The organism is Lysinibacillus sp. 54212 (assembly GCF_036662795.1).
Lineage (GTDB): Bacteria > Bacillota > Bacilli > Bacillales_A > Planococcaceae > Lysinibacillus_B.
Window position 1 is genome coordinate 17,273 of the sequence record NZ_JBAFWZ010000030.1, and the last position, 20,650, is coordinate 37,922.

The following is a 20,650-nucleotide window of genomic DNA, read 5'->3' on the forward strand; positions in this document are numbered from 1 at the left end:
TTTTTATTGTTGTTAGAACTATTTCGTCATAATAACGTCATATAGAATATTATGTGGAATATTTGAAAGGACATTTATGAATGAAAAAATGACTAGAAACGATCAAAGGAAAAATATACCGGTCAAAAAAATTGTATTATTAGTTTTTTTAGTATTTTTGTTAGCTGTGCTAGTTTGGGGTGGTATGAATTATTTTTCTTTTAAAAAAGCTATAAATAAAATGAATGAGCATGAAACGACAACAATACCGCCTGCGGATAAAGTGCCTCATCAAGACCCTTTTTCGGTGTTACTGTTAGGGATCGATGAACGTGAGCATGATTCAGGGCGAACGGATACGATGATTGTTGTCACAGTGAACCCGGATTTAGGTACGATTAAAATGCTAAGTATTCCAAGAGATTCTCGGGTAGAGATTGTTGGAAATAACACGGTAGAAAAAATAAATCATGCCTATGCTCGAGGTGGAATTGCGATGTCTATTGATACCGTAGAGGAGCTACTATCTATTCCAATTGATTATTATGTGGCCATTAATATGGAAGGCTTCCTATCCATCATTGATGTGTTAGGTGGCATCGAAGTGGAAAATGATATGGATTTATCAGTCGGCTCCTATAGTTTTCCTAAAGGGGGTATACGATTAAGCGGTGAAGAGGCGCTTATATTTTCACGAATTCGATATGAGGATCCACGTGGTGATTTTGGAAGACAATTGCGTCAAAAGCAACTGGTGGAAGCGATATTAGCAAAATCATCTAACCCAGCTATGCTGCTGAAGCTTGATGATATTTTTGATATTCTAGGTGACAATGTAAAAATGAATTTTACAGGCTCACAAATTATCAATCTTCAAAAGCTCTATAGCAAGCTAAATGGCGATATTCAGCAGTTACAATTCCAGGAAGGTCAAGGGCAACGAATAGATGGCTATTGGTACTATATTCTTAACGAAGAGGAAGTAAATAAACTAAGCAGTGAATTATTACTTCACTTAGAGGAGAATGAGGCTGGGACAACACCTTAGCTAAAATAAAAAGACATTCGAAATTGAATATCGTGAATGTTTCAGATTGTAGACAAACTAATATGATTTTGAGTTTGCCTACAGTCTTTTTCTTTTTAAAATAAACAGTAAGAACCTGTTGATTTTCGTTCCAGGCGCACCCTTTCAGAAGGCACGGCTTCAACTAATTTTTATATCCCTAGATGCAGCCGTTTTAGAGGCGATGCTGTCTGAGCTATAAAATAATTAAATCCTTAGTGAATTTTGTTAATACTTCTACACCAGCTTCTGTCACAACGACATCATCCTCAATACGGACACCCGTTACATCTGATTTATAAACTCCAGGCTCAATTGTAAATACCATGCCTTTCTCCATTACGAGCTCATTTGTGCCGTTAATTGAAGGGAATTCATGGACTGAAATGCCTAAACCGTGACCTAATCGATGTGTGAAATACTCTCCGTAGCCAGCATCAGTAATAGCATCACGAGCAATTTTATCCAATTCACTTGCTGTGATACCAGGTTTAACTGCTGCGATTGCATCTTCATTTGCTTTACGTACAGCGTTATAAATGTCTTTTTGTGCATCACTTACTTCACCGAATGCTACTGTTCTTGTAATATCTGAGCAATAACCCTCGTAAATTACACCAAGGTCAAATAAAATCATATCGCCTCGTTTAATTTGGCGATTGCCTGGTGTTCCATGTGGAGATGCCGATTTTTCACCAGCAAGCACCATCGTATCGAATGACATTGAGTAGCCCTTAGCCTTTATTGCAGATTCAATGGCATTTAGTATTTCCATTTCAGTTTTACCTTCAGCAATTTCGTCACAGCCCACTCTAATAGCAAAATCTGCAAGCTCTGCTGCTTTACGCATTAGAATAAGCTCAGCTTCGTTTTTAATCACACGCATTGCGTTGATAGTATCATCTAAACGGACAAATGATGCTTGTGGGTAACGGTCCACTAATGCTTCTAACCGTTCGACAGTTAGATGAGACTTTTCAATCGCCATTTTTGAAATCGTAATATGGCGTTTTTCAATTGTTTTAGCTACTATATCCCATGCATTTTCTGTATCTAAATGCCCGACTACTTCAAAGGACCATCCTGCAGCTGCTGCATCAGGCACTTCCATTTGCGGACAAATTAGAAATGGCTCGGCATCCGGAAATACCATCACACCTAATAAACGTTCATGTGGGTTACTTTTAAAGCCAGAAAAGTAAAATACATTATCTGGTGTTGTTACCAACGCAGCATCTAACTGCTGTTCTTTTAAATAGCTTTGTAGTTTTTGAAGATTTGTCAAAAGAATGCCTCCTAGCAATTGTAAGTCAATTGCAATTAATAATATGTTTAGCTTATCAAAAAAAAGGATTTCGTGCATTCGTATCGAATTGAATTTAAAGAACAAAATCAATATGAGGGGGATTTACAATGAAAATTTCATATCATGGACATTCTGTAGTTAAAATTCAGACAATTGATAACGTCATATTAATTGACCCTTTTATAAAGGGGAATCCTGTCACAGATTTAGTTGTAGAGAATGAAAAACCAGATGTCATTTTGTTAACACATGGTCATAATGATCATGTTGGTGACACGGTGGAGTTAGCAACGAGAAATAATTCCCTAGTCGTTGCACCGAATGAATTAGCAGATTATTTAAGCTGGCAAGGTGTGAAGGTGCATAATATGCATATCGGAGGCTCGCGTCAGTTTGATTTTGGTAAGGTAAAATACACACAAGCTTTTCACGGGTCATCTTATGTTACGCCAAATAATGAGATTATTTATACAGGGATGCCAGGGGGAATATTATTTACAGCTGAAGAGCTAACAATTTATCATGCAGGCGATACAGCGTTGTTTAGTGATATGAAGCTGATTGGTGAGCGTCATCCGATCGATGTTGCCTTCCTACCTATTGGTGATAATTTTACAATGGGTCCAGAGGATGCAGCGTATGCGGTATCTCTATTAAAGCCAAAAATAGTCGTTCCTATTCATTACAATACGTTTCCACCAATTCAAGTTGACCCAAGTCTATTTGCTGATCTTGTCAAAGATGCAGAAACACAAATATTACAACCGGGTGAGTATGTAAACTTATAATATAAGGCAACAATTTCAATATACTTGGGATTGTTGCCTTTTTTTGATTTGAAACAGAATTATGTCGGATATTTTTTAGTAGCAATCATCTTTTTAAATATTTTTAAACACGATGTAGAAATATGTTACACTAATGGCAGGAATGAATGATGAGAAACAGGTGATAATATGTCAACAAAACATGAAAAAATTCTACAATATATTGAGTCCCTCCCAGTAGGTGACAAAATTTCTGTACGACAAATCGCCAAAGAAATGCAAGTGAGCGAAGGGACGGCTTATCGTGCAATAAAAGAAGCTGAAAATCGTCGGTTAGTCAGTTCAATTGAACGAGTAGGAACAATTCGTATCGAAAAGAAAAAGAAAGAAAATATTGAACGATTAACCTTTGCAGAAATTGTCAACATTGTGGATGGACAACTACTAGGTGGTAAAGCGGGCCTGCATAAAACATTAACAAAATTTGTTATTGGCGCAATGAAGCTCGAGGATATGATGCGGTATACGGACGCTGGAAGCTTACTAATCGTAGGAAATCGAACAAAGGCTCATGAAAATGCATTAACTGCTGGTGCAGCCGTACTGATTACTGGTGGATTTGATACAACTGAGGAAAATAAGGCTTTAGCAGATGAATTAGAGCTACCAATTATTTCGACGAGCTATGATACGTTTACAGTAGCGACAATGATTAATCGTGCTATTTATGATCAATTAATAAAAAAGGATATTTTATTAATTGAAGATGTGTATATTCCACTTGAAAATACGGTAGTCCTTAGAAATGATCAATCCATTATGAGCTTCCATAAGCAAAATATGCGGACAAGTCACGGGGCTTTTCCTGTTGTCACAGCACAAAATAAGTTAGTCGGCATGGTTACTGTAAAGGATGTTATTGGAAGAGAAGAAGATGAGTCGATTGAAAAAGTAATGACGAAAAATCCGATTGCTGCTTCTATGAAAACAAGTGTCGCTTCTGCGGGACATCGCATGATTTGGGAAGGCATTGATTTACTGCCAGTAGTAAATGATGATGGCATACTACAAGGTGTGATTAGCCGTCAGGACGTGCTGAAAGCGATTCAGACAGCGCAACGACAGCCACAACATGGGGAAACAATTGACGATTTAGTAAAAAATGAAATTAAAGTAATGGGCGAAGAGGACATTTTTGTTGAGTTTGCTGTAACACCACAAATGACAAATCAATTTGGTTCTTTATCGTATGGAGCTTTTACGACATTACTTTCAGAGGTAGGCTCATTTGCATTAAAACGTAGAAAACGTGGAGATGCGGTAGTAGAAAACATGACGATCTACTTTATTAAACCCGTACAAATGGAAAGTATATTAAAAATTCGACCTCGTATATTAGATATGAGTCGTAAGTTTGTAAAAATGGACTTTGAAGCCTTTAATGGATCAGTTCTAGTTGGTAAAGCGATGATGATGTTCCAACTTTTAGAGAGATAAAAATTAGCGGACAATAGAGTGTTTAAGTTAATGTCCTCAATGGCTAATTTGATTAAAATATGTATAAAAAAAAGACATGATCTCGCCCTTTTTTAGAGCGAGATTTGTCTTTCTAAGCTTATTTATTTAATTCGTATTCTTCTTGAATGTATTTTCCTTCATGACGGACCCTTTTGTAATTGTTAAATGCTAGACCAGCACCAACGATGACAAAAACTGCTGCAACGCCAAAGCCAACTCCTGTTGGATAAATAATTGTAGCATTACATCCGAAGAAAATCATAAATACACCTAGAGCAACTCCAGCTTTAGCTGTGTACCATTTTTTTCGAATTGGTAGTGTTGCACGGAGTTGTTTCGTCTTATAATAAAAGTAGAATACGAAAGCAAATATAATACAAGCAACAAAGAAATAATTAAGTATATTCATAGTGAACCTCCCGTTAAAAGCCAAGCTGTCATTATTGTAACGACTTTTTTAGAAAAATGCGAACGGAATTCACTAAACAGCAGGAGGAAAAGGCATTGAAACGACAAATCATCGACACAATTGAGCAGTACGACAACATTATTCTACATCGCCACGTACGACCTGATCCGGATGCGTATGGATCACAATTCGGTTTGAAAGAATTAATTCATCACAATTACCCAAATAAACATGTATTTGCGGTAGGCGAGCATGATGAGTCGTTAACTTTTTTACAGCAACCGGATGTTATAGAGGATGAAAGATTCAAAGATGCATTAATTATTGTGACAGATACAGCGAATACGGAGCGTATCGACGATCAACGCTATAAAAACGGTGCAGAGGTTATAAAAATTGACCATCATCCAAATGATGATCGGTACGGCAATCTACTATGGGTAGATACAAATGCAAGTTCATGTAGTGAAATGATTTATGAGCTTTTTGAAGAAGGGAAGACGTATAAGGGTTGGACACTTTCAGATGAAGGAGCCCGCTTATTATTTGCAGGTATTGTCGGAGATACTGGACGATTCTTATTCCCAAGTGCCACATTAAAAACATTTGAAACTGCAGGTCATTTAATTCAATACAATTTTAACCGTAATGATGTATATGATGGAATGTATGAAATGGATCGTAAGCTGTTGCATTTACAGGGCTACCTATATCAGAATTTTATAATGGATGAGCACGGAGCAGCGTATATTAAAGTAACAGCCGATATACTGAAAGAGTTCAATGTAACGCCTTCAGAAACGTCCCTGCTTGTTGGTTCTCTTGGAAATGTAAAGGGGATTTGTGCATGGGTAATCTTTATTGAAGAGGGCGATACAATTCGTGTTCGCCTACGTTCAAAGGGGCCAGTTATTAATGAATTAGCGAAAAAATATAGCGGTGGCGGTCATCCTCTTGCTTCAGGCGCAACAGCAAAATCATGGGCTGAGGCAGACAAAGTAGTAGAGGATCTAACAGAGATTTGTAGAAATTATAATAAATAATTTTAGGAGGGATCGAGATGTCAAGGGCTGTCGTTTACCCACAAATACGGACGAGTGCAGATGTATTAAAAAGTACAATTCGTATGGAAGCACTCATCCCTTTTTTACAAAGGCAAAAGGCAGAAGCTTGTGCAATGGTCGGTTCGAAATTGTATGGGCTGCTGCCTTTTTGGCATGAGATGAAAAAGGCGGGAATTCATCCGGTTATTGGACTAGCTGTCAACGTCCAATATACAGAGGAAACAAGTTTACCGCTTATTTTATATGCAAAAAATAATAGAGGATATAAGAATTTGTTAAAAATTAGTAGTTCTATTGAAATACGAGAAGATAAACAGCTTCCATGGCGCTGGCTAGCGGGCTATGCAGAGGGCTGTGTGGCAGTTATACCAGCTATGGATAATAAGTGCTCATGGCTTCGAATTGAACATGAGCCCTTTGCTATTAGCTTAAAGGAACTGTTTGCGAGTCGCCTTTTTGTCGGTATTTCTCGGAAGGAGCAGTCGGTGCCTGAAGAGGAGCTAGCAATCTCCCTTAGTAATCGTCTACAAAATAAAGTTATTGCCCTGCATGAAAGTACGTTCCTGCAAGAGCAGGATCATTTTGCGTATGAGGTAGCCCGTGCAATTGATACAGGCATTAAGTTGGGTGAATCGTTGCATCGACATAAAACAAAGCATCAATATGTACCGACTGCCGAGAGGTTACATAACCTTTATGAGAAAGAATGGCTTGATAATACACGACTAGTTTTATTAGATTGTCAGGTAGAAATGGATTTTAATCATGTTTATATGCCAAAGTATCCCATAGCAGAAGGGCAAACAGCCTCCAAGGTATTGTATGAGCATGCTTTTGAAGGGTTACAATCAAGATTACAAACCTCGCAGGTGCCAGAAGCGTATTTGCAGCGCCTTCGTTATGAGCTCCAAATTATTGGCTCAATGGGCTATGAGGATTATTTTTTAATTGTTGAAGATTTTATGCGCTTTGCTAGAGAGGCTAATATTTTAACAGGACCTGGGCGCGGTTCATCCTCAAGTTCACTTGTGGCGTATTCTTTGCAAATTACACATGTTGACCCATTACAATTCGATTTGTTATTTGAACGATTTTTAAATCCTGATCGGGTATCCTTACCTGATATTGATATCGACTTTATTGATACAAGGCGCAACGAAGTAATAGCCTATGTTGCTGAAAAATATGGCAAGCAGCATGTGGCACAAATTATCACCTTTGGCACCTTATCGGCAAAGGCGGTTGCCCGCGATGTTGCCCGAATGTTTAATTTTGAAGGTGAAGCCCTCGAGATGATATCCAAGCTCATTCCTAATAAGCCTGGTATTACACTACGGCAGGCTTATGCAGAATCAGAAAACTTACGACAATGGATTGGCAAGGAGTCTATTCGTGAAAAATGGTTTCACACAGCTCTTCAGCTAGAAGGTTTGCCACGAAATGCCTCGACTCATGCAGCAGGTGTAGTATTAAGCCCGATGCCACTTGTGGAGGTTGTGCCCATAGAAAAAGGTCATGATGGTGTCTACTTAACACAGTGGCCTATGGGAGAAGTGGAGCAGGCAGGGCTTTTAAAGATGGATTTTTTAGGCCTGAGAAATTTGACGATACTAGAGCAAATTCGTCGTTCAATTCAATTTACGCACAATATTGAGGTCGATTTACAGCGAATTCCGATGAATGATCAGAAAACATTTCAACTATTGCAGGAAGGTGACACAGCGGGGATTTTCCAGCTTGAATCAGAGGGGATGCGTCAGGCATTACATGAAATTCGTCCAACTCATTTTTTAGATATTGTAGCGGTCAATGCCCTTTATCGCCCCGGCCCGATGGATTTTATACCGGTATATGCAAGAAGAAAGCATGGTCAAGAGCCAGTTATAATGCCACATCAGGTCCTGACACCTATATTAAGTGAAACATATGGAGTAATCGTTTATCAGGAGCAAATTATGAGGATTGCCAGTGTATTTGCAGGCTTTACAATTGGGCAGGCTGATTTACTTCGTCGAGCGGTAAGTAAAAAAAAGCGAGAAATATTGGAGGAGCAACGAGCTGCGTTTATACAAGGTGCACTACAGCAAGGCTATAATACAGAAATAGCAGAGGAAATTTATGCATTAATCGTTCGCTTTGCAGATTATGGGTTTCCTAAAAGTCATGCGGTTGCCTATAGTATGATTTCCTATCAGCTTGCGTATTTAAAAGCGAATTTTCCAGTTAATTTTTATGCTGCCCTTATGACGAATGCCACAGGTAATAGTGAAAAACTAGCACAAATAATGCAAGAGTCAAAAGCTAAAGGAATAAAAATACTGCCACCATCTATTCAAAGAAGTGTGCGACATTTTTCAGTCGAAAACGGTCAAATTCGGTTTAGTTTAGCAGCGATTAAAGGGGTACCGCAGCCATTTTTACAAAAGCTACTATCGGTTCGTCAGGACAGGGGTCAGCCTTTTGAGGATTTGTTTGATGTTGCGATCTCCTTGAGTGCGTCTGTTTTTACTCGTAAGGTAATGGAGCCACTTATTAAGGCTGGAGCACTTGATGACTTTGGTCGTGACAGAGCTGTACTACTAGCAACGATTGAAGCAGCAATTAAGCATGCAGAGCTTGTACGACCAAATGAAGAGGTAGATTTATTTTCAACAGCTCAGTTTACATTCGGTAAACCAAAGCATGTGAAAGTAGAGCCAATGCCAGAAAAAATAAAGCTACAATATGAAAAAGAGGTTGTTGGCTTTTATTTATCAGAGCATCCTGTAAAAAAGCTTCGAGCTAATTATCCACAAGTAGATACAACGCTGCATGCAATAAAAAGAAATCCTGCGAATAGCGCTGTAAAATTAATCGGCATCATTCGTGAAGTACGTCAAATTCGTACAAAAAAGGGAGAGCTAATGGCTTTCGTACAGGTCGAGGATGAGTTCGGTACGATTTCCATGACCTTATTCCCAAAAGAATATTTACAAGCTGTAGGTGGGATGAAAGAAGACGCTTTCGTATACGCAGAAGGGATACTTGAATTCCGTTTTGGTAAACCACAGCTTAAGGTAAAGAGTATTAAAATTCACTAATATATATGGAAAAAGAGAAAGCCGTGCACAAGTTGTACGGTTTTTTCTTTACTTTTTATTTTAGATTTTGTATGCTAATAACAAAACTGGTCAGACCACTTTTGTTAATTAACGATGATTGCAGGTGAAAGCGATGGAACAGAAGCAGTCAAAGAAAATGTTTGTTCAAATTGTCAAGCAGTTACGTGAGTTAATTGCTACGCAGCAAATCAAACCAGGAGAAAAGCTACCATCTGAACGTGTACTATGTGAGCAATTAAATGTAGGTCGTTCGTCAGTACGAGAGGCATTACGTAGTTTAGAGCTACTAGGCTTAATTGAAACTAGACATGGCGGTGGAACATTTTTAGCAGATGTAGGGCAGCATAAGCTGGTTGAAATCCTATCGTCGTTTATTTTGCAAGGAACAAAATCGGTAGACGATGTTAATGCAACGCGTGAAATGCATGAACGTGAGGCAATACGAATAATTTGTAGAAATGATAGTTTACGAAACTTACCGATTTGGGATAGTTTGTTTATATCAATCGAGTTACAAGATGAGGTCATTCGAGAATATTTATTGAGAGAATGTATTATTGCATCAGGTAATCGACTAGCTTTAAAAATATGGATGCAGCTTGTTGCATATAGTATGAATATATTAAAAAATTACGTTACTGAAGAAGAAAAAGAGGTACTTCAAGTGCTGCTAAAATCTATTCAAATGGGCTATGAGGAAGAAGCAATTGAAGCCTACGATGATTGGATGCATCACTTACAGACAATAACGTAATTATAAGGGGGATGAAAAATGGCAATTCGAGATATATTTTCAAAAAATAAAAAGAAGACGGGCGTTCTTATTGAAGCAAGAAATGAGAAGGCATTTCCGGAAGGGTTAATGTCAAAATGTCCTGAATGTAGAAAAATCCATTTAACGAAGGAAGTAGAACAAAACTTAAAGGTTTGTCCAAATTGTCAGCATCATTTAAAAATGACAGCTCAAGAACGAATTAATTGTTTTTTAGATGAGGATAGCTTCTTTAGCTTCGATGATCATTTGCAAACAATTAATCCATTACAATTTCCTGCCTATGTGGAAAAGGTACAGACAGATGTATTAAAGACAGGATTAAATGAAGCTGTATTAACAGGTGAAGGAACACTTAAGGGTGAGTTAGTTGTCGTAGCTGTCATGGACTCACATTTCCGAATGGGCTCTATGGGATCGGTTGTTGGAGAAAAAATTACAAGAGCGATAGAGCGTGCAACTGTATTACGTGTGCCTTTTATTATTTTTACTGCTAGTGGTGGTGCGCGAATGCAGGAGGGAGTTCTATCTTTAATGCAAATGGCAAAAACAAGCGTTGCCTTGAAGCGCCATAGCGAGGAAGGTTTGCTTTATATATCAGTTATGACGCATCCTACGACGGGTGGTGTATCGGCAAGCTTCGCGTCCATCGGTGATTATAATATTGCAGAACCACAAGCATTAATTGGCTTTGCAGGAAGACGTGTTATAGAACAAACTGTACGTGAAAAATTGCCAGATGATTTTCAAACGGCGGAATTTTTACTCTCTCATGGGCAGCTTGATGCAATTTTCCACCGACATGAAATGCGCGATAAATTAGCAACAATTGTAAAGCTTCATGTAAAAGGGGGAAAGGTGAATGTCTAAAGCAATGGCATTTGAGGAGCCTGTAATAAAGCTTCGTGAAAAAATAGATGAATTAAAAAATATTGCCCAAGAAGCTGAGGTGGATATGACCGGTGAAATCGAAAAACTAGAAACCCGTCTTGCACAGCTTGAACAAAACATCTATAGCAATATGGAGCCATGGGACCGTGTGCAAGTAGCAAGACATCCCGAACGTCCGACAACATTGGATTATATTTCCTCTATTTTTACGGACTTTATTGAATTGCATGGAGATCGTTGCTATGGTGATGATGAAGCGATTGTTGGCGGGATTGCTTCAATAAATGGGCAGGCAGTAACAATTATAGGACATCAGCGAGGCAAGTCGACAAAAGAAAATATCCGAAGAAATTTTGGGATGCCTCATCCAGAAGGATATCGAAAAGCGCTTCGTCTCATGTATCAGGCTGAAAAATTTGGTCGTCCAATACTGTGCTTTATTGATACGAAGGGTGCCTATCCAGGTAAAGCAGCTGAAGAGCGCGGACAAAGTGAAGCGATAGCAAGAAACCTTTTTGAGATGGCGGGTTTACGCGTACCGATTATTAGTATCGTCATCGGTGAAGGTGGAAGTGGTGGAGCACTTGCTCTAGGTGTGGCGAATAAAATCTTCATGCTTGAAAATTCTACGTACTCAGTTATTTCTCCAGAGGGAGCTGCTTCGATCCTATGGAAAGATGCCACACTTGCGAAGCAGGCAGCTGAAGCGATGAAAGTAACAGCGATGGATTTGAAGGAAATGGGCATTATCGATGGGATTATTCCAGAGGTTGCTGGCGGAGCACACAAAAATCTTGAAAAGCAGGCGATCGCATTAAAGGAGTGTATTTTAGATACATTCACTGAGTTAAGTGAATTATCTGGTGATCAGCTTATTGAGGAACGCTATCATAAATTTAAAAATATAGGGCAATTTATCGAAGAATAAATATGAAATATGATTTATTCGCTGTGGAAGAATGTGTAAATTGCATTCTTCTTTTTTTATTCTTTTGTAAAAGTATTATGATTAGTTGCCGAGAATACTTACATAGTTTGTTTATTCATGTTAATGTGAATAATAATAGTGATTTTAGGTAGGGGGTACACAAGGATGAAAAAAATTGCCGTTTTAACAAGTGGTGGAGATGCACCTGGTATGAACGCAGCTATTCGTGCTGTTGTTCGTAAGGCAAACTTTCACGGCGTTGAAGTGATGGGCGTTTACCAAGGCTATAATGGACTGATTAAAGGGAAAATGGAGCTGCTAGATTTGGGCTCGGTCGGTGGTATTATTCAACGAGGTGGTACGAAATTGTTTTCTGCCCGCTGTCCTGAGTTTAAAGAGGACCGCTATCAATTCGAGGCGATAGAAAAAATGCGACAGGCTGGAGTTGAAGGCTTAGTTGTAATCGGTGGAGATGGGTCATATCGTGGTGCGATGGAGCTTACAGAAAAAGGTTTTCCCTGTGTAGGTGTGCCAGGCACGATTGATAATGATGTACCTGGTACAGAATATACAATAGGCTTTGATACGGCACTTAATACAGTAATTGACTCCATCGATAAAATTCGTGATACAGCAACCTCACACGAAAATTCGTTTATCGTAGAGGTAATGGGGCGTGATGCAGGGGATATCGCGCTATGGGCTGGTTTAGCGGCAGGTGCTGAATCTATCCTTATTCCAGAAGAAAAATATGATTTAGAAGAAATAATCGCTCGAATTGAGCGTGGTGTTGCACGTGGCAAGCGACATAGTATTATAATTATAGCGGAAGGTGTTATGCCTGGTAGTGAGCTGGCGAAGATGCTTAAGGAAAAAGCAGGCATTGAAACAAGGGTATCTGTTCTAGGGCATATTCAGCGAGGTGGTTCACCGACAGCGCATGATCGTGTATTAGCAGGGCGTTTAGGAGCCAAAGCAGTGGAAGTTTTGTTAGAAGGTCGCGGTGGTCGAGCAGTTGGTATTAAAAATCATGAAGTGATTGATTATGATTTGAAGCACGCTTATGAAAATAATCATAAGGCAGATTTAAGCTTATACACACTTTCAAAAGAATTGTCCATATAGACAACGACGAAAACGGAGAGAACAAGCATGAGAAAAACAAAAATAGTATGTACGATTGGCCCAGCAAGTGAAGCACCAGAAATGTTAGAAAAGCTAATACAAGCTGGTATGAATGTAGCGCGTTTAAATTTTTCACACGGAAATCATGAGGAGCATGCAGTTCGAATTGCGGCTATCCGAGATGCAGCTGATAGAGTCGGGAAGCCTGTAGGGATTTTACTTGATACGAAAGGTCCTGAAATCCGTACACATTCTATGGAGAATGGCGAATTACATCTGGTTACTGGGCAAGTGATTGATATTTCCATGACAGAAGTAGTTGGAAATGAACACTGTTTTTCTGTCACATATGAGCAGCTAATCGAGGATGTTGATCAAAACGATATAATTTTATTAGATGATGGATTAATTGAGCTTAGGGTTTTAGCGAAGGATGTAGAGCGTGGACTTATCCATACAATTGTTGAAAATGCTGGTGTATTAAAAAATAAAAAGGGTGTAAACGTTCCGGGTGTATCGATTAAACTACCTGGTATTACGGAAAAGGATGCACAGGATATTTTATTTGGTATCGAGCAAGGTGTTGATTTTATTGCTGCTTCGTTCGTTCGTACAGCAAAAGATGTACTTGAAATTCGAGAGCTACTAGAACAGAATGGCGGAAGTCATATTCAAATTATCCCTAAAATTGAAAACCAAGAGGGCGTTGATAATATCGATGCAATTATCGAAGTATCAGACGGCTTAATGGTTGCACGTGGGGATCTTGGAGTTGAAATTCCAGCTGAGGAAGTACCACTTGTTCAAAAATCTTTAATCAATAAATGTAATCAAGTTGGTAAGCCGGTAATTACTGCTACTCAAATGCTTGATTCGATGCAGCGTAATCCACGTCCTACTCGTGCGGAGGCAAGTGACGTAGCCAATGCAATTATGGACGGAACAGATGCTATTATGCTTTCTGGTGAAACAGCGGCTGGTCTATATCCAATTGAATCTGTTCAAACGATGAATAAAATTGCAGATCGAACAGAAAAAGCATTAGATTATCGTGGTATCGTTAGTCAGCGTAGTCGTGAAAAAGAAGCAACGATGACGGAGGCGATTTCTCAAGCTGTAGCCTATACATCGATGAATCTTGGTGTTAAAGCGGTCCTTGCTCCAACGGAAAGTGGTAATACTGCAAAAATGATTGCCAAATATCGACCAGGAGTGCCGATTGTTGCGGTAACAGGTTCAACGAATACTGCGCAAATGCTAACACTCGTTTGGGGTGTACAGCCAATCGTATGTCAACGTGTACAAACAACAGACGAAATTTTAGAGCTTGCTGTTGATGAGTCTTTAAAGGCTGGCTACGTAGATCACGGAGATGTAGTTGTGATTACAGCAGGAGTTCCTGTAGGTGAGGCAGGCACAACGAACTTGATGAAGGTTCATGTAATTGGCGACCTGCTAGCGCGCGGTCAAGGTGTTGGTAAAGCATCTGTAATTGGAAAAGCGGTAGTAGCCAAAAATGCTGGTGAAGCACTTGCCTATGATACGGAAGGCTGCATACTTGTAACAATTGGCTCAGATAAAGATATGATGCCAGCGATTGAAAACTGTGTAGGTATTATTACAGAAGAGGGTGGCTTAACAAGTCATGCTGCAGTGGTCGGTTTAAGCTTAGGGATTCCTGTTATTGTTGGGGTGAAAGAAGCAACGACATTAATACGTCACGGTCAAGAAATTACAATGGATGCAGAAACAGGCGTTATTTATAAAGGTCATGCAAGCGTTCTATAAAAATGTGGCAAAATCATTCCGGTGATTTTGCCTTTTTTCGTATGTGTCTAGCTTCAGCGCCCAGCCCCTCGAGGTCGCCCCGTCCCCTCGGTCGAAAGCTGAAAAGATGCTTTCGATTCGTGGACTCCAGCGCTTGTCGGGGCAAAACGGGGCGCTTGCGCTTTTCTTATGTGTCTAGCTTCAGCGCCCAGCCCCTCGAGGTCGCCCCGTCCCCTCGGTCGAAAGCTGAAAAGATGCTTTCGATTCGTGGACTCCAGCGCTTGTCGGGGCAAAACGGGGCGCTTGTGCTTTTCGTATGTGTCTAGCTCCAGCGCCCAGCCCCTCGAGGTCGCTTCGAAAGTCTCTACGCGTGACAAGCACGCTAGGATCCTTTCTCCAGCGCTTGTCGGGGCAAAACAGGGCGCTTGCGCTTTTCTTATTGAAACTTTATCAAATTTTTATCGTATATAGTATTAGATATAGTAAGGGGGGATTAGATGAGAGCCATATTATTTACCTTTATTGCAAGTGTTTTTGCAGAAATTGCACTGTTCATTCTAGTAGGTAATGCTATTGGTGTTATGCCAACATTACTTTTCATTATAATATCGGGTGCACTAGGTATTGGGATTGCCAAAAAGTATGGTGTTAAATCATTTCAGGCGATTCAAACGAAAATTGCACAAGGACAGCCCCCAGGTGTTGCGCTTATTGAAGCCTTTATGATTTTTGTAGGTGCAGTTTTATTAATTATTCCTGGTTTCTTGACGAGTATCATTGGGCTTATGATGCTTACTTCATTTACGCGAAATTTATTTAAACCACTTATCTTTATGTGGCTTCGTAAAAAGATGAAAAAAGGTCAAGTGATTATCGTGCAAAAATAGATTTTTCCTTAAGTTTAACTGCTAATAAAAGGAAGAATGGGCTTAGCAAAATTCCATAAAAACCAAACACTAATACAGAGGCAGCGCTGATGACAAATGAGTGGACCGTTCGCAAATGAAATGTGGACGCCCATAAGTAAGATTCAGTTAGCTGCCTTGTTGTTTGAATAATAATATAAATAACAATTATGGCTACACAAAATAGTGTATTGCCAGTAAAGAAATAATAAATTGCTAATGGCACGAGCACAAATCCTATGCCGAAAAACGGTAGAGCGTCACAAACTGAAATTAGGAATGCCTTTAAGATAGCATGGTCAAACTTAAGCAGCATGAAGCCGATGCATAAAAGAATAAATGTTAAAAGGAATAATCGGACTTCTACAAACAAAAATCTTGTAAATAGATCCATTGCCTTTGAGAAATATCGTTTCCAATCTTCACGAACAAGCTTTGGCGTATAGAGAAAGAACCAAAATCGATTACGTCTACTTTCAAATAATGAAAAATAAAACGCCATAATAAAAATAATTAACTCTAAAAAATACTGAAACAATTGTTGTACAAGCTGAAATACATATTGGACGAGCTTATCTGCCATCGAAAGTGCATCGTTAAAAAGTGTAGAAAGTAAATTGGAAGGCTGCTGATTTGTATATTGAACGAGTGTGTCTTCTAAAAGGGGCAATAATAACATACTACTTTGCAGGGTTAGATGAATTAAAACATAGATTAAGTAGAAAAATGATAAAGATATTAATAATACACTAAGAGCAAAAGGAATCTTTAGTTTTTTGTTGCAAAAATTAACAAACGGGTACACAATATAAGCACAAAAAATAGCAATAGATAGCGGTGAAACGATAATTGTAAGAAGTAAATAGCCGATTAAAATGAGAATTTTCATAGTACTTTTGGATACAGAAAAGGGAATATTATTCATTTAAAAGCAGCCCACCTTTGTTTTATGTAATGTATATCTCGTTTGGAACTCAAATTTCTCTTTAAGACCCTTTTTTGATTTATAATGCACTTTTTTCCTAAAATATTCGCTTTTCATTCACAAAGCCGTCAAAATTGATTATAATGGTCCATGTAAGCGATTTACTTATAGGTTCACCTGAGCAGAACGAAAGTGTTTTCTCTTTAAAAAAGAAAGCACTTACAAAAAAATTATAATTTATGAAGGAGCGATTCATAATGACAGCAACTAAAGGTTTAGAAGGTATCGTTGCAGCAGAGTCAAAAATCAGTTCAATTATCGATGACACACTTACATACGTAGGTTACAACATCGATGATTTAACAAACAACGCTACGTTTGAAGAAGTAATTTATTTACTATGGCACACTCGTTTACCAAAAGCGGACGAGCTGGCTGAATTAAAACAACAATTAGCAGACAATATGTCAATTCCTTCTGCAATTGCAGATTTATTTAAATCGATGCCATTGAATACAGTTCATCCTATGGCTGCATTACGCACAGCAGTTTCAATGTTAGGTACATTTGATCCTGAAGCTGATGTAATGGACCCAGAAGCGAACTACCGTAAAGCAATCCGTTTACAAGCACAAATTGCTACTGTAGTAACGACATTCTCTCGTGTACGTAATGGTTTAGAGCCAATTCAACCAAAACCAGAATTAGGATATGCAGCGAACTTCTTGTACATGTTAACTGGACAAGAGCCAGCACCAATCGCAATCGAAGCATTCGATAAGGCGTTAGTTTTACATGCTGATCATGAATTAAATGCTTCAACATTTACTGCACGTGTATGTGTAGCGACATTATCTGATGTTTATTCAGGTGTAACGGCTGCAATCGGCGCATTAAAAGGACCTTTACATGGTGGCGCTAACGAGCAAGTAATGAAAATGTTATCTGAAATTGGTTCACTTGATAACGTTGAGTCTTATATCCAAGGTAAACTTGATAATAAAGAAAAAATCATGGGCTTCGGACACCGCGTATATCGTAAGGGTGACCCACGTGCTCCACACTTACGTGTAATGTCACAAAAATTAACTGAATTAACTGGAAAGCCAGAGCTTTATGAAATGTCAGTTAAAATCCATGATATGATCGTAGAACAAAAGAACCTACCAGCTAACGTAGACTTCTTCTCTGCATCAGTATATGATTCATTAGGAATCGAACATGATTTATTCACACCAATCTTTGCTGTATCTCGTACATCAGGTTGGGTAGCACATATCCTTGAACAGTATGCTAATAACCGCTTAATCCGTCCACGTGCAAACTACGTTGGACCAGGAATGCAAAAATACGTTCCAATCAACGAGCGATAATTTAGAAAATATGCTAAACTTATCTAGGACTGTGTGTATCTACGCAGTCCTAGATTTACGAATATAGGAGGCAATATTCATGACTAACGGTAAAATTTCAGTAGAAAACGGTGTACTTCAAGTACCTAACAATCCAGTAATCCCTTTCATCGAGGGTGACGGAATTGGGCCAGATATTTGGGCTGCAGCTTCTCGCGTTATCGACGCAGCTGTAGAAAAAGCTTATAACGGCGAAAAGAAAATCCAATGGTTAGAAGTACTTGCAGGTGAAAAAGCATTCAACCAAACTGGTGAGTGGTTACCACAAGAAACTTTAGACAAAATTAACGAATATTTAATCGCAATTAAAGGTCCATTAACAACTCCAATCGGTGGCGGTATCCGTTCCCTAAACGTAGCACTTCGTCAACAACTTGACTTATATGTATGCTTACGTCCAGTTCGTCACTTTGATGGTGTTCCTTCTCCAGTTAAACGTCCAGAAGATGTAAACATGGTAATCTTCCGTGAAAACACTGAAGATATCTATGCAGGTATCGAGTTTGAAGCTGGTTCAGACCAAGCTAAAAAAATTATCGACTTCCTACAAACTGAATTCGGTACTAAAAACATTCGTTTCCCAGAAACTTCTGGTATTGGTGTAAAACCTGTATCTAAAGAAGGTACTGAGCGTTTAGTTCGAGCTGCAATCGAGTACGCGATCAAGCATAACCAACCTACAGTTACTTTAGTTCACAAAGGTAACATCATGAAGTTCACTGAGGGTGGATTTAAAAAATGGGGTTACGAGTTAGCTGAAAAAGAATTTGGTGAGCAAGTATTCACTTGGAACCAATACGATGCAATCAAAGCTGAGCAAGGCGAAGCTGCTGCTAACGAAGCACAAAAGCAAGCTGAAGCTGCTGGCAAAATCATCGTAAAAGATTCTATCGCTGATATCTTCTTACAACAAATCTTAACTCGTCCAAACGAGTTCGACGTAGTAGCTACTATGAACTTAAATGGTGACTACATTTCTGATGCGCTAGCTGCACAAGTTGGTGGTATTGGTATCGCTCCAGGTGCTAACATTAACTATGTAACTGGTCATGCGATCTTCGAAGCAACTCACGGAACAGCTCCAAAATACGCTGGTCTTGACAAAGTAAACCCATCTTCAGTATTACTTTCAGGCGTATTAATGCTTGAACACCTTGGCTGGCAAGAAGCTGCAGACATGGTTACTAACTCTGTAGAGAAAACAATCTCTTCTAAAGTAGTAACTTATGACTTCGCTCGTTTAATGGATGGTGCTACAGAAGTTAAATGTTCAGAGTTCGCTAACGAATTAATTAAAAATCTTTAATTCTTATAATTTCTCTGTAATTTCATGTGAAAATTTACACAAATTGCTTAATGAACAATAATTTTTAAACGAAAACTTATGAGTCTTCAGTTAATTATTGACATTGGAATAGTAAAGTATCACAATGAAGTTAATTAAGGGAGGGAAGAGACTTGTCTCCTCCCTCTTTTTTTTATTGAGGCAATGTTAAAATGTTATTGTGTTTTGTAATGTGGAAAGTGTTGAAATCTCTCAGAGAGAAGATTTGCTTACAGAAAAATAATATTACGTAACAATGCTTTAAAAAACCTAAATGTAAAGGGGCATATTCAAATGACTTTGAAACGTAAAAAAATCTCTGTAATCGGTAGCGGGTACACAGGAGCTACTGCAGCCTTTTTAGTAGCGCAAAAAGAACTTGGCGATGTCGTGTTAGTTGATATTCCGGAAGCAGAAAACCCAACAAAAGGTAAGGCTTTAGATATGTGGGAAGCTGCTCCTGTACAAGGGTATGATTCATACGTAAAAGGCACTTCTGATTATGCGGATACAGCTCATTCTGATATTGTGCTGATCACTGCTGGTGTTGCACGTAAGCCTGGTATGAGCCGTGACGATTTAGTTCAAATCAATCAAAAAGTAATGGTTTCAGTTTCTGAGCAGGTTGCAAAGTACTCGCCGAATGCCATTATTTTAGTTTTAACTAACCCGGTTGATGCTATGACGTATACGGTATACAAAACAACAGGGTTCCCGAAAAATCGTGTTATCGGACAATCTGGTGTTCTAGATACAGCTCGTTTCCGTGCCTTTATTGCGGAAGAATTAAATATTTCTGTAAAGGATATTACTGGATTTGTATTAGGTGGACACGGAGATACAATGGTACCACTTACACGTTATTCATTCGCTGGTGGCATTCCACTAGAGACATTAGTTTCAAAGGATCGTTTAGAGGAAATTGTTAATCGTACAAGAAATGGCGGTGCTGAAATTGTCAACCTGTTAGGCAATGGTTCGGCATATTATGCGCCAGCTGCGGCTATGGTCGAAATGACAGAGGCAATCTTGAAGGATCAAAAACGTGTATTACCTTCGATTGCATACTTAGAAGGTGAATATGGCTATAATGATTTATATTTAGGGGTTCCGACACTGCTTGGTGCGAACGGAATTGAAAAAATATTCGAGCTTGAATTAACTGATAAGGAAAAGGCAGCATTAGACGTTTCGGCAGAAGCAGTACGTGCTGTTATGACAGTTTTATCTTAATCATAAATATACGAGTAGGGATATGATATCCTTGCTCGTTTTTTTAACGGTATAAGAAACGGTAAATCTTTGGCGCTTGCGCATTTCGGATGTGTCTAGCTCCATCGCCCAGCCCCTCGAGGTCGCTTCGAAAGTCTCTACGCGTGACAAGCACGCTA

General features: G+C 38.9%; 17 protein-coding genes. 14 read left to right on the top strand and 3 right to left on the bottom strand.

The window, feature by feature from the left end:
- The first annotated feature begins 88 nt into the window (after window positions 1–88).
- On the top strand, window positions 89–1,027 hold the full coding sequence (locus V4T18_RS15940) for an LCP family glycopolymer transferase (RefSeq protein WP_332651082.1): 939 nt from the start codon (window positions 89–91) through the stop codon (window positions 1,025–1,027).
- Window positions 1,028–1,241: 214 nt separating this feature from the next.
- Here the strand turns inward: V4T18_RS15940 and V4T18_RS15945 are convergent, their stop codons facing one another.
- Entirely contained in the window at window positions 1,242–2,330 is a 1,089-nt protein-coding gene (locus tag V4T18_RS15945; RefSeq protein WP_332651084.1) for a M24 family metallopeptidase, read from the bottom strand.
- A 128-nt stretch (window positions 2,331–2,458) separates the two neighbouring features.
- Between V4T18_RS15945 and V4T18_RS15950 the strand changes: the two genes are divergently transcribed.
- Both V4T18_RS15950 and V4T18_RS15955 read left to right on the top strand, forming a co-directional pair.
- Window positions 2,459–3,139 carry a metal-dependent hydrolase gene (locus V4T18_RS15950; RefSeq protein ID WP_332651085.1) on the top strand — a complete coding sequence of 227 codons (681 nt, stop codon included), beginning with the start codon at window positions 2,459–2,461 and terminating at the stop codon, window positions 3,137–3,139.
- A 168-nt stretch (window positions 3,140–3,307) separates the two neighbouring features.
- Complete coding sequence (locus tag V4T18_RS15955) at window positions 3,308–4,615, top strand: DRTGG domain-containing protein (protein WP_332651087.1); 1,308 nt, start codon at window positions 3,308–3,310, stop codon at window positions 4,613–4,615.
- A gap of 118 nt (window positions 4,616–4,733) precedes the next feature.
- On the opposite strand, the gene V4T18_RS15960 is transcribed toward V4T18_RS15955, so the two are convergent.
- Window positions 4,734–5,045, bottom strand: a complete 312-nt coding sequence (locus tag V4T18_RS15960) for a YtpI family protein (RefSeq protein ID WP_332651089.1) — start codon at window positions 5,043–5,045, stop codon at window positions 4,734–4,736.
- A gap of 95 nt (window positions 5,046–5,140) precedes the next feature.
- Between V4T18_RS15960 and V4T18_RS15965 the strand changes: the two genes are divergently transcribed.
- The 8 genes from V4T18_RS15965 (at window position 5,141) to V4T18_RS16000 (ending at window position 15,580) form a co-directional block, all read left to right on the top strand.
- A complete protein-coding gene (locus V4T18_RS15965) occupies window positions 5,141–6,088 on the top strand; it encodes a DHH family phosphoesterase (protein WP_332651091.1) in 948 nt (315 codons plus the stop codon).
- Between the two features lie 17 nt (window positions 6,089–6,105).
- Complete coding sequence (gene dnaE / locus V4T18_RS15970) at window positions 6,106–9,189, top strand: DNA polymerase III subunit alpha (RefSeq protein ID WP_332651093.1); 3,084 nt, start codon at window positions 6,106–6,108, stop codon at window positions 9,187–9,189.
- A 133-nt stretch (window positions 9,190–9,322) separates the two neighbouring features.
- Window positions 9,323–9,964, top strand: a complete 642-nt coding sequence (locus V4T18_RS15975; RefSeq protein ID WP_332651095.1) for a FadR/GntR family transcriptional regulator — start codon at window positions 9,323–9,325, stop codon at window positions 9,962–9,964.
- A gap of 18 nt (window positions 9,965–9,982) precedes the next feature.
- Complete coding sequence (accD, locus tag V4T18_RS15980; RefSeq protein ID WP_332651097.1) at window positions 9,983–10,852, top strand: acetyl-CoA carboxylase, carboxyltransferase subunit beta; 870 nt, start codon at window positions 9,983–9,985, stop codon at window positions 10,850–10,852.
- The gene (locus tag V4T18_RS15985) at window positions 10,845–11,801 is read left to right on the top strand and encodes an acetyl-CoA carboxylase carboxyltransferase subunit alpha (RefSeq protein ID WP_332651099.1); all 957 of its coding nucleotides are present in this window, start codon (window positions 10,845–10,847) and stop codon (window positions 11,799–11,801) included. Before accD ends, V4T18_RS15985 begins: the two co-directional genes overlap by 8 nt.
- Window positions 11,802–11,966: 165 nt before the next feature.
- Entirely contained in the window at window positions 11,967–12,926 is a 960-nt protein-coding gene (gene pfkA, locus V4T18_RS15990; protein ID WP_332651101.1) for a 6-phosphofructokinase, read from the top strand.
- A 27-nt stretch (window positions 12,927–12,953) separates the two neighbouring features.
- Window positions 12,954–14,714: a pyruvate kinase gene (gene pyk, locus V4T18_RS15995; protein WP_332651102.1), complete on the top strand. Its 1,761-nt coding sequence runs from the start codon at window positions 12,954–12,956 to the stop codon at window positions 14,712–14,714.
- 476 nt (window positions 14,715–15,190) lie between these two features.
- The gene (locus tag V4T18_RS16000) at window positions 15,191–15,580 is read left to right on the top strand and encodes an FxsA family protein (protein WP_332651104.1); all 390 of its coding nucleotides are present in this window, start codon (window positions 15,191–15,193) and stop codon (window positions 15,578–15,580) included.
- Here the strand turns inward: V4T18_RS16000 and V4T18_RS16005 are convergent.
- A complete protein-coding gene (locus tag V4T18_RS16005) occupies window positions 15,564–16,523 on the bottom strand; it encodes an AI-2E family transporter (protein WP_332651106.1) in 960 nt (319 codons plus the stop codon). The two genes, V4T18_RS16000 and V4T18_RS16005, sit on opposite strands and share 17 nt — an antisense overlap.
- A 257-nt stretch (window positions 16,524–16,780) precedes the next feature.
- On the opposite strand from V4T18_RS16005, the gene citZ reads away from it, so the two are divergent.
- The 3 genes from citZ to mdh all read left to right on the top strand — a co-directional run bounded on the left by citZ (window position 16,781) and on the right by mdh (window position 20,492).
- Window positions 16,781–17,896 carry a citrate synthase gene (gene citZ / locus V4T18_RS16010; protein ID WP_332651108.1) on the top strand — a complete coding sequence of 372 codons (1,116 nt, stop codon included), beginning with the start codon at window positions 16,781–16,783 and terminating at the stop codon, window positions 17,894–17,896.
- A gap of 79 nt (window positions 17,897–17,975) precedes the next feature.
- Window positions 17,976–19,241 carry an NADP-dependent isocitrate dehydrogenase gene (gene icd, locus V4T18_RS16015; RefSeq protein WP_332651110.1) on the top strand — a complete coding sequence of 422 codons (1,266 nt, stop codon included), beginning with the start codon at window positions 17,976–17,978 and terminating at the stop codon, window positions 19,239–19,241.
- 312 nt (window positions 19,242–19,553) lie between these two features.
- Window positions 19,554–20,492, top strand: coding sequence for a malate dehydrogenase (gene mdh, locus V4T18_RS16020; protein WP_332651112.1), 939 nt, complete (start codon window positions 19,554–19,556; stop codon window positions 20,490–20,492).
- Window positions 20,493–20,650: the final 158 nt, after the last annotated feature.

Coding starts and splice junctions, on each gene's coding strand:
- accD (WP_332651097.1), top strand. CDS start 9,983: ATGGCAATTCGAGATATATTTTCAAAAAATAAAAAGAAGACGGGCGTT.
- pfkA (WP_332651101.1), top strand. CDS start 11,967: ATGAAAAAAATTGCCGTTTTAACAAGTGGTGGAGATGCACCTGGTATG.
- V4T18_RS16005 (WP_332651106.1), bottom strand. CDS start 16,523: ATGAATAATATTCCCTTTTCTGTATCCAAAAGTACTATGAAAATTCTC.
- citZ (WP_332651108.1), top strand. CDS start 16,781: ATGACAGCAACTAAAGGTTTAGAAGGTATCGTTGCAGCAGAGTCAAAA.
- V4T18_RS15985 (WP_332651099.1), top strand. CDS start 10,845: ATGTCTAAAGCAATGGCATTTGAGGAGCCTGTAATAAAGCTTCGTGAA.
- V4T18_RS15940 (WP_332651082.1), top strand. CDS start 89: ATGACTAGAAACGATCAAAGGAAAAATATACCGGTCAAAAAAATTGTA.
- pyk (WP_332651102.1), top strand. CDS start 12,954: ATGAGAAAAACAAAAATAGTATGTACGATTGGCCCAGCAAGTGAAGCA.
- mdh (WP_332651112.1), top strand. CDS start 19,554: ATGACTTTGAAACGTAAAAAAATCTCTGTAATCGGTAGCGGGTACACA.
- V4T18_RS15950 (WP_332651085.1), top strand. CDS start 2,459: ATGAAAATTTCATATCATGGACATTCTGTAGTTAAAATTCAGACAATT.
- V4T18_RS15975 (WP_332651095.1), top strand. CDS start 9,323: ATGGAACAGAAGCAGTCAAAGAAAATGTTTGTTCAAATTGTCAAGCAG.
- dnaE (WP_332651093.1), top strand. CDS start 6,106: ATGTCAAGGGCTGTCGTTTACCCACAAATACGGACGAGTGCAGATGTA.
- V4T18_RS15955 (WP_332651087.1), top strand. CDS start 3,308: ATGTCAACAAAACATGAAAAAATTCTACAATATATTGAGTCCCTCCCA.
- V4T18_RS15960 (WP_332651089.1), bottom strand. CDS start 5,045: ATGAATATACTTAATTATTTCTTTGTTGCTTGTATTATATTTGCTTTC.
- V4T18_RS16000 (WP_332651104.1), top strand. CDS start 15,191: ATGAGAGCCATATTATTTACCTTTATTGCAAGTGTTTTTGCAGAAATT.
- icd (WP_332651110.1), top strand. CDS start 17,976: ATGACTAACGGTAAAATTTCAGTAGAAAACGGTGTACTTCAAGTACCT.